Below are 14,219 nucleotides of genomic sequence, written 5' to 3'. Positions count from 1 at the left end.
ATGAGTCAGACCCTTTCCGCTACTACCTTGCTGGCGATCCCGCTGGCACCGCTGGCGGCCTCGGCACTGGTTGGTATCTTCGGTACCAAGATGGGCGGCAACCTGCTGGGGCGCTCGGCCTCGGCACTGCTGACCATTGGCGGCGTGCTGCTGTCCTTCATCCTGTCCGCCATGGTGTTCATGCAGGTGCTGGATGGCGCGACCTTCAACGAGACGGTGTACCACTGGATGACCATCGGTACGCTGAAGATGGAAGTTGGCTTCATGGTCGACAGCCTGACGGCGATGATGATGTGCGTGGTGACCTTCGTGTCGCTGATGGTGCACATCTACACCATGGGCTACATGGAAGAAGACGAGGGCTACAACCGCTTCTTCTCCTATATTTCCCTGTTCACCTTCTCCATGCTCATGCTGGTCATGAGCAACAACTTCCTGCAGCTGTTCTTCGGCTGGGAAGCGGTGGGTCTGGTGTCCTACCTGCTGATCGGCTTCTGGTTCAACCGCCCGACCGCCATCTTCGCCAACATGAAGGCCTTCCTGGTCAACCGTGTGGGTGACTTCGGTTTCATCCTGGGCATCGGCCTGATCCTGGCCTACACCGGAACCTTCAACTACACCGAGTTCTTCGGCAAGGTCGATACGCTGGCTTCCCAGACCTATCCGGGCCTGGGCTGGAACGTGGCCACCATGGCTGCCATCTGCCTGTTCATCGGTGCCATGGGCAAGTCTGCCCAGTTCCCCCTGCACGTGTGGCTGCCCGACTCCATGGAAGGCCCGACCCCGATCTCCGCGCTGATCCACGCCGCCACCATGGTGACGGCCGGCATCTTCATGGTCGCCCGCATGTCTCCGCTGTTCGAGCTGAGCGACACCGCCCTGAACATGATCCTGATCATCGGCGCCATCACCGCCTTCTTCATGGGTATCCTGGGCGTGATCCAGAACGACATCAAGCGTGTGGTGGCCTACTCCACGCTGTCGCAGCTGGGTTACATGACCATGGCGCTGGGCGCTTCCGCCTACTCGGTGGGCGTGTTCCACCTGATGACGCATGCCTTCTTCAAGGCACTGCTGTTCCTTGCCGCAGGTTCCGTAATCATCGGCATGCACCACAACCAGGACATCCGCTGGATGGGCAACGTGCGCAAGTACATGCCGATCACCTGGATCACCTTCCTGATCGGTACCCTGGCGCTGATCGGCACGCCGTTCTTCTCGGGCTTCTACTCGAAGGAGAGCATCATCGAGGCGCTGCACTTCAGCAACCAGCCGGCTTCCCACATCGCCTACCTGGCGGCCATGGCCAGCGTGTTCGTGACCTCGCTGTACAGCTTCCGCGTCTACTTCCTGGTCTTCCATGGCAAGGAGCGCTATGACCAGAACCCCGACGCGCACCATGACGATCACCACGACGACCATGGTCACCATGGCGATGGCAAGCCGCACGAATCCAAGTGGGTGGTAACGCTGCCACTGATTCTGCTGGCCATCCCGTCCGTGATCATCGGTTTCCTGACGGTCGATTCCATGCTGTTCGGCGATTTCTTCAAGAACGTCATCTTCGTGGATCCGCGCCATCCGGCCATGGCCACCTATGCCCATGAGTGGACGAACACCTTCCACGGTGCTGTCGGCTTCGCCACGCACGCCGTGATGACCCTGCCGTTCTGGCTGACGGTTGCCGGTTTTGCCGTCGCTTACTTCCTGTACATGATGAACAACAACGTGGCTGCCAGCATCCGCAAGGCGCTGTCTCCGCTGGTCGTCATCCTCGAGAACAAGTATTTCCTCGACTGGATCAACGAGAACATCATTGCACGTGGCGCCCGCCTGCTGGGTGTGGGCCTGTGGAAGGGCGCTGACCAGGGCCTGATCGATGGCGCACTGGTGAACGGCTCCTGGAAAGTCGTGGGCGGCATCGCTGCCATCGCCCGTCGACTGCAATCCGGTTACCTCTACCACTATGCCCTGATGATGATTCTGGGTGTCGTAGCCCTGATGACCTGGTTCGTCTGGTACGGCAAATAAGGAGAAATATAAAAATGGGATTGCTGAGCCTGGCCATCTGGCTGCCAATCGTAATCGGAGCAGTACTGCTTGCCTTCGGGGAGGACCGTCACGCGCGCATGGTGCGCTGGCTGGCCCTGCTGGGCTCGCTGGCCAGCTTCCTGGTTACCATTCCGCTGTACACCGGCTTCAAGCTGCAGACTGCCGCGCTGCAGTTCGTCGAGAAGAACGAGTGGATTCCGCGCTTCAACATCAACTACCATCTTGGCGTTGATGGCATCTCCCTGTGGTTCGTGCTGCTGACGGCCTTCATCACCGTGATCGTCGTGATCGCCGGCTGGGAAGTGATCACCAAGCGCGTCAACCAGTACATGGGTGCCTTCCTGATCCTGAGCGGCCTGATGATCGGTGTCTTCTCCGCCCAGGATGCGATGCTGTTCTACGTGTTCTTCGAAGCCACGCTGATCCCGATGTACCTGATCATCGGTATCTGGGGTGGTCCGCGCAAGATTTACGCCGCTTTCAAGTTCTTCCTGTATACGCTGCTCGGCTCGCTGCTGATGCTGATCGCGCTGGTGTACCTGTTCAACACCTCGGGTGGCAGTTTCGACCTGCAGACCTGGTACAAGCTGCCGCTGGACATCGACGCACAGAGCCTGCTGTTCTTCGCCTTCTTCGCAGCCTTCGCCGTGAAGGTGCCGATGTGGCCGGTACATACCTGGCTGCCCGACGTGCACGTGGAAGCGCCCACCGGTGGTTCCGCCGTACTGGCCGCCATCATGCTGAAGCTGGGTGCCTACGGTTTCCTGCGCTTCTCGCTGCCCATTCTTCCGGACGCCTCCCAGAAATGGGCCTGGCTGATGATTGCCCTGTCCCTGATCGCCGTGATCTACGTCGGTCTGGTGGCCATCGTGCAGAAGGACATGAAGAAGCTGGTGGCTTACTCCTCCGTGGCGCACATGGGTTTCGTGACCCTGGGCTTCTTCATCTTCAGCGACATCGGCGTGGCCGGTGGCATTGTGCAGATGATCGCCCACGGCTTCGTGTCGGCCGCCATGTTCCTGTGCATCGGCGTGCTGTACGACCGCGTGCATTCGCGTGAAATCGCCGACTACGGCGGCGTGATCAACACCATGCCCAAGTTTGCTGCCTTTGCACTGCTGTTCACCATGGCCAACTGCGGTCTGCCCGCTACGGCCGGTTTCGTCGGCGAGTGGATGGTGATCATCGCTGCCGTCAAGGCCAACTTCTGGATCGGCCTGGGCGCTGCCGTGGCCCTGATCCTGGGAGCCGCCTACAGCCTGTGGATGTACAAGCGTGTCTATCTGGGCCCGGTCACGAACGACAATGTGCGTGCCCTGAACGACATCAATTCCCGTGAGTTCCTCATCATGGCCGTTCTTGCGATTGCCGTGATCTGGATGGGTGTGTATCCCAAACCCATGACCGATGTGATGGACGCCTCCGTTGTCCAGCTGCTGCAGCATGTGGCCACAAGTAAACTGCACTGAGAGAGTCTGCAATGATTGACAAACTGAGTTGGATCGCGGTGTATCCGGAGATCGTCCTGCTGGTAATGACCTGCGTGATCATCCTGGCAGACATCAGCGTTAAGAGTGCAGGGCGTACCCTGACCTATTACCTGACCCTGGCGACACTGGCTGGTGTGGCCGGCATGCAGGCCATGTACGCCATGAATGGCTACACCATGTACGGTTTCAGCAACCTGCTGGTGAGCGACAGCATGGGCAACTGGCTCAAGTGCTTTGCCGCCATGGCGATGTTCGTGACCATGGTCTACGCGCGTCCCTATTCGCAGGACCGTGACATGCTGCGCCGCGGCGGTGAGTTGTTCATCCTGTCGCTGCTGAGCCTGCTGGGCATCTTCGTGATGATCTCCGGCAACAACTTCCTGATCATCTATCTGGGTCTGGAACTGCTGACGCTGTCCAGCTATGCGCTGGTGGCCCTGCGCCGCGACAACGCCAATGCGGTGGAAGCAGCGATGAAATACTTCATCCTGGGTGCCATGGCTTCCGGCTTCCTGCTGTACGGCATGTCCATGCTGTACGGCGCGACCGGCACGCTGATGATCAACGAGGTGCAACAGGTGGTGGCTTCCGGCGTGGCCAAGCAGCAGATCCTGGTTCTGGGCGTGGTGTTCGTGGTTGCCGGTCTGGCGTTCAAGCTGGGTGCCGTGCCGTTCCACATGTGGATGCCTGACGTCTACGAAGGCGCGCCCACTTCGGTGGCCCTGATCGTGGCAGGTGCGCCCAAGCTGGCTGCCTTTGCCATCATGATCCGTCTGCTGGTCGAGGGCCTGCTGCCCATGGCCTTCCACTGGCAGCAAATGCTGGTGGTGCTGGCCATTGCTTCCCTGCTGGTCGGTAACCTGGCCGCCATCATGCAGAAAAACCTCAAGCGCATGCTGGCGTTCTCCACCATCGCGCAGGTCGGTTTCGTGCTGCTGGCATTTGTTGCCGGTTACGTGAACAACAGCTTCAACACCGTGGTGGATGCCTACTCGGCTGCCATGTTCTACATCGTCACCTACGTGCTGACGACGCTGGTCAACTTCGGTGTGATCATGCTGCTGGCTCGCGAAGGCTTCGAGTGCGACAACATCAGCGATCTGGCCGGACTGAACCAGCGCAGCCCGCTGTACGCCGGCGTGATGGCCATCAGCCTGTTGTCGCTGGCCGGCATTCCGCCCATGGTCGGCTTCTATGCCAAGCTGACCGTGCTCCAGGTGCTGGTGGCTTCCGGCCAGGCCTTCCATATCGGGCTGGCGGTGTTTGCCGTGATCATGTCCCTGATCGGTGCGTTCTACTACCTGCGCGTGATCAAGGTCATGTACTTCGACGCTCCCAACCCGCAGCTGCCCACCAAGATCCAGGCGAACTTCGAAGTGCGTTCGGTACTGTCGGTGAATGGTGCCCTGGTGCTGGTGCTGGGCCTGCTGCCTGCCGGCCTGATGAACCTGTGCGCCCATGCGATCTATCGCATGCTGAGCGCCTGACGGGCGGGGATCGCGGATACGATGTCCTTGAACCTGACTGTCTGGCTGGTGATCCTGGTGGCGTTCGTCGCCGCCAACCTGCCCTTCATCAACCAGCGCCTGTTCGCCGTGCTGCCACGGCGACAGGCCAGGGGTCGCAAGGGTTTCGGATTGCAGTTGCTGGAGTGGCTGGTGCTGTATTTCGTGGCGGGCGGCTTCTTCCTGCTGCTGGAGCGCAACGCCGGCCAGATCTATCCGCAGGGCTGGGAGTTCTACGCAACGACCCTGGCTCTGTTCGCCACGTTTGCCTTCCCCGGCTTTGTCTATAGCCACCTGATGCGGCACAACGACTGAACGGCATGACAGGCAAGCAAGCTTCCTATCCCTCCCTGGTCGACCAGGTGCGGGAGAATCACCAGCCTCTGGCCGAAGTCACCCAGGAACAGCAGTGCGTACTGCAGGGCAGGTTCCTGCGCGTGGTGCGCGATACGGTGCTGCAGCCCAACGGCAAGCTGGCCACGCGCGAGTACGTACAGCACCCGGGAGCGGTGGTGGTGGTTCCCATGCTGGACGATGGCCGCTACCTGCTGGAACGGCAGTATCGGCATCCCATGGCCCGCATGATGATCGAATTTCCTGCGGGCAAGCTCGATGACGGCGAGCCCGGCCTCGATTGTGCCCGTCGCGAATTGCGCGAGGAAACCGGCTGCGAGGCGCGCGAATGGGCCTATGCGGGCGTGATGCACAACTGCATTGGCTATTCCGACGAACATATCGAGATCTGGTTTGCGCGCGGGCTGAGCCAGCACGAGCAGGCGCTGGAAGAGGGCGAACTGCTGCACTTGTCCGCGGCCACACTTCCCGAACTGCTGGAGCTGACCCGCAGCGGCGCGCTCACGGACGCCAAGACGCTCACCTGCCTGCTGTGGCTCCAACTGGTCGACAGTGGCCTCTGGGCGCTGGATTGGCAGGAGCTGGCAGCGTGAAGGTGTTGAACCTGCGCTGCGGGGTGGGCCATGATTTCGAAGGCTGGTTTTCCTCGGAGGAGGATTTCCAGTCGCAGCAGCGCCAGCAGTTGATCGAATGCCCGGTCTGCGGCAATACGCGCATCGAGAAGATGCTGTCTGCACCGCATCTCAACCTGGGCCACGGCAGTGCCGGCAGTGCGGAGCCGGAGCGGGCTGCCCCTGCGGCAGCCGGCGACGGCAATGAACAGCAGCGCCTGCAGGTGATGCAGGCCATGTACGAGCGCATGGTGCAGCACGTGATGGAGCACACCACAGACGTGGGGGAGCAGTTCGCGGACCAGGCACGCAAGATGCACCACGGCGAAGTGGCCGAAGCGCCCATCCGCGGGCGCACCTCGCCCGACGAGGCGCAGCAGCTGCGGGACGAGGGCATCGATGTGGTGTCGCTGCCGGTGCCGAACATTTCCAAGCGCAGGCTGCAGTAAGGCTACGTCGGAGTGGCGGGCAGCCGGGGCTTGATGGCCTGTCCAGCGAGCTTCAGCACCTGTTCCAGCGCATCGGGCGCATCACAGGCCACCCGCTGGCGCCAGGGCATGCTGCGCAGCCAGGTGAGCTGGCGCTTGGCGAGCTGGCGCGTGGCAGCAATGGCTTTCTCGCGCCACAATGAAAGCGGTTCGCCTTTCTCCAGTCCTTCCCACGCCTGCCGGTAGCCGACGCAGCGCATCGAGGGGAGTGCGAGGTCCAGATCTCCCCGCGAGCGCAAGGCCTGCATCTCCTGCAGAAAGCCCTGCTCCAGCATCAGATCGAAGCGCTGGGCGATGCGCTCATGCAGCCAGCTGCGCTGTTCCGGCTCCAGGCTGATCAGGGCCAGAGGGCGCAGTCCGGTCACGCCGGTGTCGCTGCCCTGGGCGTGCCAGTGCGACAGGGGCTTGCCGGTGGCGTGCCAGACCTCCAGCGCGCGTCCGATGCGCTGGCTGTCGTTGGGGGCAAGGCGCGCCGCCGTTGCCGGGTCTACCGTGGCGAGGCGGGCGTGCATGGCCGGCCAGCCATGGCGCAGCGCTTCCTGCTCGAGCTGGCTGCGCAGCGCTGGTTCGGCTTCAGGCAGGTCGCTCAGGCCTTCGAACAGCGCCTTGAAGTACAGCATGGTGCCGCCGGCCAGCAGGGGCAGATGGCCACGCTGCCGGATTTCGGCAATCCGGCGCTGGGCGTCGCGGGCGAACTGGGCGGCGCTGTAGCTGTCGCGTGGGTCGATGATGTCGATCAGGTGGTGCGGCACAGCCGCCAGCTCTTCGGCAGATGGCTTGGCGGTGCCGATGTCCATGCCGCGATAGACCAGGGCCGAGTCCACGCTGACGATTTCGACAGGGAGGTTCCAGTGCGTGCGGGCATGGCGGGCAATGGCGAGCGCCGAGGCAGTCTTGCCACTGGCCGTAGGGCCGGCCAGGGCCAGGTAGTGCGGGGCGAGGGCAGCCATGGTTCAGCGCCCGCGCAGGAACAGGTTGTCCAGGTCACGCATGCCGAGCTGGCGCCAGGTGGGGCGGCCATGGTTGCATTGGTCGGCACGCTCTGTGGCTTCCATCTGGCGCAACAGGGCATTCATTTCTTCCAGCGTGAGGCGGCGGTTGGCGCGCACCGCCCCATGACAGGCCATGGTGGCCAGGATGTCATTGCGCGCGCGCTGCAGTACCGTGCTGGCATCGTGCTGGATCAGTTCGGCCAGTACCTGGCGTGACAGTTCCACGGCGTCGCCTTGCGCCAGCTGACTGGGCACGGCGCGTACTGCGAGCGTCTTGCCGGAGAGGGGGCTCAGTTCCAGACCGAGCTGCAGCAGGGCGTCGGCGTATTGATCGGCCGCGGCCATTTCCTGCGGTGTGGCGGCGAATGTGGCCGGGATCAGCAGTGGCTGGCTGTGCAGAGCAGCGTGCTCGAGTTGCTGCTTGAGCTGTTCGTAGACGATGCGTTCGTGGGCTGCGTGCATATCCACGATGACCATGCCATGGGTGTTTTCGGCAAGGATGTAGACACCATGCAATTGTGCGATGGCGCGACCCAGCGGCCATTGGCTGTCGGGCGATGATGCGGGGTTTGCAGCGGCTGGAGTGGCATCCTCGACAGCCATGGTTGCGGCTGTGGCCGGATTGGCTGGCCAGGAAGATTCTGCCAACGTGCTGCTGTCGGCGCCGGGAGGGAGGGCGTGCTGTGCTGCGTCCTGCCCCTTCTGCGGCGTGAAGCCCCAGGGGTTGCCTTCGCGTGCCTGCCAGGCGGGCGGGCGGTTCCAGTATGGATTGCCCTGGGGCGCATGCAATGGCATGAATTGCTGCTGCCATTGTCGATCGGCAGCAAGGGCTCCCGCAGCGGCCCCTTGCACATCGCTACCGCTGGCAAGACTTTGTGCGCCTTCGGCCAGTGCGGCGCGCGATGGGGCCAGGGCATTTTCGATGGCGTGGCGCACCGCCTGGTGTACCTCGCGGCTGTCGCGGAAGCGCACCTCGATCTTGGTCGGGTGCACGTTCACGTCCACGCGCAGCGGGTCGATCTCGATCATCAGCACGTAGACGGGCTGGCGCTGGCCGTGCAGCACGTCCTCGTAGGCGCTGCGGGCCGCGTGGGTGATGACCTTGTCACGCACATAGCGGCCGTTGACATAGGCGTACTGCTGGTCGGCGCGGCTGCGGGCGTAGTCGGGCAGGCCGCACCGGCCGCGCACCCGCACGGTTCCACCGGCGGTCTGCACGCTGTAGTCGACAGGCAGGCTCTGGGCGAGAAAGTCGTCGCCCAGGATGTCGGCCAGGCGTTGTTCGGGGTCGTGCGTGGCGCGCCACTGCTCGATCAGCTTGCCGTCGTGCCAGAGCGTGAAGCCGACGTGCGGCCGGGCCAGCGCATGGCGGCGTACGGCGTCGAGGCAGTGCGCCAGCTCGGTGGCGTCGCTCTTGAGGAACTTGCGCCGTGCCGGGGTGCTGAAGAACAGTTCTTTCACCTCCACGGAGGTGCCGGCCGCACGCGCGCCGGGACGCAGTTCGCCGCTGCGTGCATCCAGGAAATGGCCATGGGCGGCATCGGCCGTGGCGGAGAGCAGCGTCAGTTCGGATACCGCGCCGATGGCAGCCAGGGCCTCGCCGCGAAAGCCCATGGTGGCCACCGATTCGAGGTCGTGCAGGCTGCGGATCTTGCTGGTGGCGTGGCGCCGGATGGCCAGCGGGAGTTGTTCGGGCGGGATGCCGCAGCCGTTGTCCTCGATGGCGATCAGGCGCACGCCGCCGGCCTGCAGGCGGATGGTGATCTGGGTGGCGCCGGAGTCGAGCGCGTTGTCGAGCAGCTCGCGCACCACGGCAGCAGGGCGCTCGATGACTTCGCCGGCGGCGATCTGGCTGATGAGCTCGTCCGGCAGCGGTTCGATGGTGCGGGCAGGGGGAAGATGGTTCACCGCAATGATTGTAGCGAGACGACCGGATACACGGCGCGCCGGCAGAACCGCGGCGCCAGCAGCGATAATCCTGCCTTGGTTCATGCGCCGCCAGGCGCCAGGTGGAATGATGGAAATTATCAGTTTTTTGCTCGACTTCATCCTGCATATCGACAAGCACATTCTGGCGTTTGTCGAGGCCTACGGTCCGTGGGTGTATGCGTTGCTGTTCCTGATCGTGTTCGTGGAGACCGGTCTGGTGGTGATGCCTTTCCTGCCGGGGGATTCGCTGCTGTTCATTGTGGGAACGCTGTGTGCCACCGGGCACATGGATCTGGCATTGGCCATGGGGGTGCTGTTTGTTGCAGCGGTGCTCGGTGACCAGACCAACTACAGCATCGGACGCTTCATCGGGCCCAAGGTGTTCCAGTGGGAGGACTCGCGTTTCTTCAACAAGAAGGCTTTCGACAAGGCGCATGCCTTCTACGAGCGCTATGGCGGTATCACCATCATGCTGGCGCGTTTCATGCCATTCATCCGTACCTTTGTGCCTTTCGTGGCCGGGGTGGCGGAGATGAGCAGGGGCAAGTTCACCTTCTACAACGTGTTCGGTGCGGCCGTCTGGATTCTGAGCGTGACACTGGCGGGGTATCTTTTCGGCAACATTCCCTGGGTGAAGGCGAATCTGGAATTCATCATCTGGGGGCTGATCCTGGTGCCGGGGGCGCTGGCGCTGTTCGGCGCCTGGAAGCACGGGCGCAGCAGCGAGGCGTAAGCCTTGTCACAGTGTCTTGTAACAACTCTCCATGGGTGTATACACCTGAGCAGGCCGGCTTGGTGCATGATGCGGTTGTGCCAGCCCAGTGGGGGCAGGCGAGCAAGTCGGGCTTCGGAAAAGGAAGCCGCCAAGGAGATTCATATGCAAACCAAATCGCAACGCCTGATCGCCGGTGTGACCCTGGCTGTCGCAGCACTGGGTCTGTCTGCTTGTACCGGTTACGGTCCTTCCTACGGTACGCAGCCGGTGGGCAGCACGGGTGCTGCCGCCTACAGCCAGTACGGCACGGTGACGAACGTGCAATACATGCCCGCCGGCAGTACGCTCGGCAATTACGCCGGTGCCGCGATTGGCGCGGTGGTGGGTGGTGTGGGCGCCAGCCAGTATGCGCTGCGCAATGACAAGGACCGTCGCTACAGCACCGCCATTGGTGCGGTGGCCGGCGCGCTGATCGGCGAGGCCATCCAGCAGAACACCTCTGGCGTGGCTCGCTCCAGCCAGCCGTTCTACCGGATGACGGTGCGTCTGGACAGCGGCGAGACCCGCAGCTTCGACTACGCACAGTCGCCCGAGGTGGCCATCGGCACCCGCGTGCGCGTGGAGGGCAATCAGGTCTATCGTTGATGGACCTTGCTTCCCCCAGCCAAAGCAGGCCCTTCGGGGCCTGTTTGCATCTGGGGCAGCGTGTTGCCTATGACGGAACGCGGCGCAAGCCTACACGGAGCGGCCCGCCTTGTGCAATCATGGATAGTACGTTGCCGGCCCTTGCTTGGCCGCGACGCAATGACCGGCGAAGAACGCAAAAAGGAGGCTCTTGATGAATACGCACCGCAAACTGATTTCGATGGCGGCAATCGCTTCGGCGGCCGTTTTGGCAGGCTGCGCGACCGATCCCTACGGAAACCCCGTGACCACGGTTCCGGGCAACGTGCTCGGGTTGCCGGGAGTGGTTACGCCCAGCGCGGCGCTCTATGGCACGGTGACGGGTATCCAGTACCTGCCGGCCAATACCACCGGTGGCGGAATGGGGACGATTCCCGGCAGCGTGCTGGGAGCCGGCCTGCCGACTGGCTCGGGCGACCTTGCCAGTATTGCAACCGCCGTTGCCGTGGCGGTGATGGCGAACCAGGCCATGGGGACGACCAATCCGAATACCACCACTTCGGTGTACCGCGTGACGGTGCGTCTGGACAATGGTGAAACACGGGCGTTCGACTATGCCAGCCTGCCCAATCTGCGCGTGAACGACCGCGTGCGCGTGGAAGGCAACCAGCTGTACCGTTGAGCCGGCTGGGCGAATATGCCCCCGGTGCAAGGACAAAGGCCTCTGCGGAGGCCTTTGTCGTGCATGGGTGCCGGACCGCGAGCACCCTTGCCCGGGGCGCTCAGACTGCACCCAGCGGCCAGACCACGCCATTGTCATTCAGGATGGCGTCCAGCGGGATGTCGTGTTCGTCCGGCATGAGATCCTCGACAAAACCGTGCGTAAAACCCAGGCCCACGGTGAAGGGATGCGGTTCGAGCGAGGCCAGGGTGCGGTCGTAGAAGCCGCCGCCATAGCCCAGGCGGTAGCCGCCGGGACCGTAGCCGACGCAGGGCACGAACAGCAGGGTGGGCGTGACCAGCTCGGTATCCTTGGGCTTGGGAATGCCGTAGGCATCTTCCTCCATCGGGCAGCCGGGATACCAGGCATGGAAGGTGAGCGTCTTGTTTTCCTTGTTGATCACCGGCAGGGCGATGCGGCGCAGCTGGGGTTCCTCCAGCAGTTCGCCGTCTTCCTTCCAGCGGTGCAGGGCGGGCAGGGGATCGAATTCGCCCTTGATCGGCCAATAGGCGCCGATCACGGTATCCTGCCGGTCAACCAGCCAGAAGCGCATCACGCGCTGCAGCTGTTCGGACAGCAGCAGACGGTCGGGAAGATCGAGCCGTTCCCTGATCAGCCGTTGACGCAGACTCTGTTTACCATTTTTTTTATCCATAATCGCCCTTATGCAATTCTCTTCGCACATCCGATTCGGCCTGAGAGCCATTGTGACATGCCTGATGACACTCGGCACAGTGGCTTCGCAGGCGCAGCCCGCCGTGGGCGGCGACGATACGCTGCTCAACATGGCGCAGGCCTGGCGCAAGAAGGACACCGCGACGCTGTCCATGCTGCTGCCGCAGGCATCCGGCCATCCGCTGGAGCCCTGGGCGGCCTACTGGGAGCTGAATGCGCGGCTGGAAAGCGCCAGTGCCGGCGAGGTGGATGCCTTCCTGCAGCGCTATGCCGGCACTTACCAGGAAGACCGCCTGCGCAACGACTGGCTGCTGCAGCTTGGCAAGAACCGTGACTTTGAAGGGTTTGCGCGCTATTACCCGGCGTTCCGCATGCGGGATGACCGCGAAGTGCGCTGCTATGCGCTGTATGCGGATGCCGTGCTCGGCGGACGCAGTGGCGGTGAGATGGCGCAGGAATTCCGAGACAGCTGGTATGGCCAGCGCGACAGCGATGACGGCTGCACCCTGGCGGCAGGCGGTCTGCGGCAGAAGGGCGTGATTCGCGACGCGGATATCTGGCGCAAGGCGCGCCTGGCCGCCGAAACGAACCGCATGGGGACTGCACGCACGGCGGTGGGGGTGATCGACGGCGCGGCGGCCATGAGCGTGCCGGGGATTTTCTCCAGTCCCGCCAGCTATCTTGCCACTCAGGCCGATGCCGGCAGCCGCAGCGGGCGCGAGCTGGCGGTACTCGCCCTGTTGCGCATGGCATCGAGCAACCCGATGTCGGCCGCGCAGGCCATGCAGAGCGGCTGGGCCGCGCGGCTGGAGGCGCATGACCGCAACTGGGTATGGGGCGAGATCGGCAAACAGGCGGCGCTCAACCTGGACAGTTCGGCCATGAACTATTTCAGCCAGGTGCGCCAGCTGCGTGACCTGGACGACGTGAAGCTGGGCTGGATGGCCCGCGCTGCGCTGCGCATGGGTTACTGGCCGCAGGTGCGTCATGCCATCGAAGCCATGTCGCTCGAGGCGCAGCGTGAGCCCATCTGGGTGTACTGGCGGGCGCGTGCACTGCAGGGCGGGCTGCATCTGGGACATGGGCCGGATCGCGAAGCGGCCGCGCTGTATCGCAGCATTGCGGGGCACCAGGGCTTCTATGAACAACTGGCGCTGGAGGCACTGGGCGAACGCATCGGCACGCCGGCAACGCCAGCCGGCCTGTCCGGCTCGGAGCGGGCAGCGGCGCGTGCCAACCCCGGCCTGCAGCGCGCCATCTACGCCATGAGCATCGGCCTGCGCAGCGAAGGCACGCGCGAGTGGAACTACACCACCAATCTGCACCAGCGCGGCGGCATGAACGACCGCGAGTTGCTGGCTGCGGCGGCGCTCGCCTGCGAGCGCGAATGGTGGGATCGTTGCATCAACACCAGCGAGCGCACCAAGAGCGTGTTCGACCTGCAGCAGCGCTTCCCGACGCCGTACCGCAACGTGGTGGTGCCGCGCAGCCAGTCCACCGGGGTCGATCCGGCCTATGTGTATGGCCTGATCCGGCAGGAAAGCCGCTTTGCCAGTGCCGCACGCTCCGGCGTGGGGGCTTCCGGCCTGATGCAGGTGATGCCGGCCACGGCGCGCTATACCGCGCGCAAGCTGGGCATTCCCTACGAGCCCTCCATGCTGACGCACCTGGACACCAACGTGCGCCTGGGCACCGGTTACCTGAAGCTGGTGCAGGATGATTTCGAGGGCTCGCTGCCGATGGCGGCGGCGGCCTACAACGCCGGTCCGGGTCGTCCGCGTGCCTGGCGCAACGGCCCGATGCTCGAAGGCGCGATCTGGGCCGAGAACATTCCGTTCGGCGAAACACGCGATTACGTGAAGAAGGTGCTTTCCAACACGGTGAACTACGCCATCCTGCTGACGGGCCAGCCGCAGTCGCTGCGCAGCCGTCTGGGGCAGGTGGGGCCGCTGGCACCGGGACTGCCGGATCTCTCGCGCGATCTGCCTTCCACCGCCGTGCGCCAGATCATGCCCAGCGGCGAGGTGCGCGTGCTGAGCGACCCGACGGATGCGCCCTGAACG

General features: G+C 63.6%; 13 protein-coding genes. 10 read left to right on the top strand and 3 right to left on the bottom strand.

What is annotated here, in order from left to right:
* From nuoL to ACX36O_RS08900, 6 genes are read left to right on the top strand one after another with little or no spacing between them, the layout of a single operon-like run.
* Positions 1–2,031 (top strand): NADH-quinone oxidoreductase subunit L, encoded by a 2,031-nt coding sequence (gene nuoL, locus ACX36O_RS08925; RefSeq protein WP_091814036.1) that lies wholly within the window; start codon positions 1–3, stop codon positions 2,029–2,031.
* Between the two features lie 14 nt (positions 2,032–2,045).
* Positions 2,046–3,521, top strand: coding sequence for an NADH-quinone oxidoreductase subunit M (locus ACX36O_RS08920; protein ID WP_213361117.1), 1,476 nt, complete (start codon positions 2,046–2,048; stop codon positions 3,519–3,521).
* 11 nt (positions 3,522–3,532) lie between these two features.
* Positions 3,533–5,029, top strand: a complete 1,497-nt coding sequence (gene nuoN / locus ACX36O_RS08915; RefSeq protein WP_091814042.1) for an NADH-quinone oxidoreductase subunit NuoN — start codon at positions 3,533–3,535, stop codon at positions 5,027–5,029.
* Between the two features lie 21 nt (positions 5,030–5,050).
* Complete coding sequence (locus ACX36O_RS08910; protein WP_091814045.1) at positions 5,051–5,362, top strand: DUF2818 family protein; 312 nt, start codon at positions 5,051–5,053, stop codon at positions 5,360–5,362.
* Positions 5,363–5,367: 5 nt separating this feature from the next.
* On the top strand, positions 5,368–5,994 hold the full coding sequence (locus ACX36O_RS08905) for an NUDIX domain-containing protein (RefSeq protein WP_371686877.1): 627 nt from the start codon (positions 5,368–5,370) through the stop codon (positions 5,992–5,994).
* A complete protein-coding gene (locus tag ACX36O_RS08900; RefSeq protein WP_091814051.1) occupies positions 5,991–6,461 on the top strand; it encodes a DUF1178 family protein in 471 nt (156 codons plus the stop codon). The genes ACX36O_RS08905 and ACX36O_RS08900 overlap by 4 nt, the downstream gene beginning before the upstream one ends.
* A gap of 2 nt (positions 6,462–6,463) precedes the next feature.
* On the opposite strand, the gene miaA is transcribed toward ACX36O_RS08900, so the two are convergent.
* Complete coding sequence (gene miaA / locus ACX36O_RS08895) at positions 6,464–7,450, bottom strand: tRNA (adenosine(37)-N6)-dimethylallyltransferase MiaA (protein ID WP_488359671.1); 987 nt, start codon at positions 7,448–7,450, stop codon at positions 6,464–6,466.
* Between the two features lie 3 nt (positions 7,451–7,453).
* Positions 7,454–9,484 (bottom strand): DNA mismatch repair endonuclease MutL, encoded by a 2,031-nt coding sequence (gene mutL, locus ACX36O_RS08890; RefSeq protein WP_488359670.1) that lies wholly within the window; start codon positions 9,482–9,484, stop codon positions 7,454–7,456.
* A gap of 25 nt (positions 9,485–9,509) precedes the next feature.
* Between mutL and ACX36O_RS08885 the strand changes: the two genes are divergently transcribed.
* From ACX36O_RS08885 to ACX36O_RS08875, 3 genes are all read left to right on the top strand, one after another.
* On the top strand, positions 9,510–10,154 hold the full coding sequence (locus tag ACX36O_RS08885; protein ID WP_091815456.1) for a DedA family protein: 645 nt from the start codon (positions 9,510–9,512) through the stop codon (positions 10,152–10,154).
* Between the two features lie 144 nt (positions 10,155–10,298).
* A complete protein-coding gene (locus tag ACX36O_RS08880; RefSeq protein WP_371686879.1) occupies positions 10,299–10,781 on the top strand; it encodes an outer membrane lipoprotein in 483 nt (160 codons plus the stop codon).
* Between the two features lie 283 nt (positions 10,782–11,064).
* The gene (locus ACX36O_RS08875) at positions 11,065–11,442 is read left to right on the top strand and encodes a DUF2442 domain-containing protein (protein WP_143280539.1); all 378 of its coding nucleotides are present in this window, start codon (positions 11,065–11,067) and stop codon (positions 11,440–11,442) included.
* A 100-nt stretch (positions 11,443–11,542) separates the two neighbouring features.
* On the opposite strand, the gene ACX36O_RS08870 is transcribed toward ACX36O_RS08875, so the two are convergent.
* Positions 11,543–12,136, bottom strand: coding sequence for a 5-formyltetrahydrofolate cyclo-ligase (locus ACX36O_RS08870; protein ID WP_091814063.1), 594 nt, complete (start codon positions 12,134–12,136; stop codon positions 11,543–11,545).
* A gap of 64 nt (positions 12,137–12,200) precedes the next feature.
* On the opposite strand from ACX36O_RS08870, the gene ACX36O_RS08865 reads away from it, so the two are divergent.
* Positions 12,201–14,216 (top strand): lytic transglycosylase domain-containing protein, encoded by a 2,016-nt coding sequence (locus ACX36O_RS08865; RefSeq protein ID WP_213361113.1) that lies wholly within the window; start codon positions 12,201–12,203, stop codon positions 14,214–14,216.
* Positions 14,217–14,219: the final 3 nt, after the last annotated feature.

It is taken from the genome of Brachymonas sp. KE5 (assembly GCF_057773645.1).
Note: the sequence above shows the minus strand (reverse complement) of the source record. Positions and strands in the feature narration are given on the sequence as shown.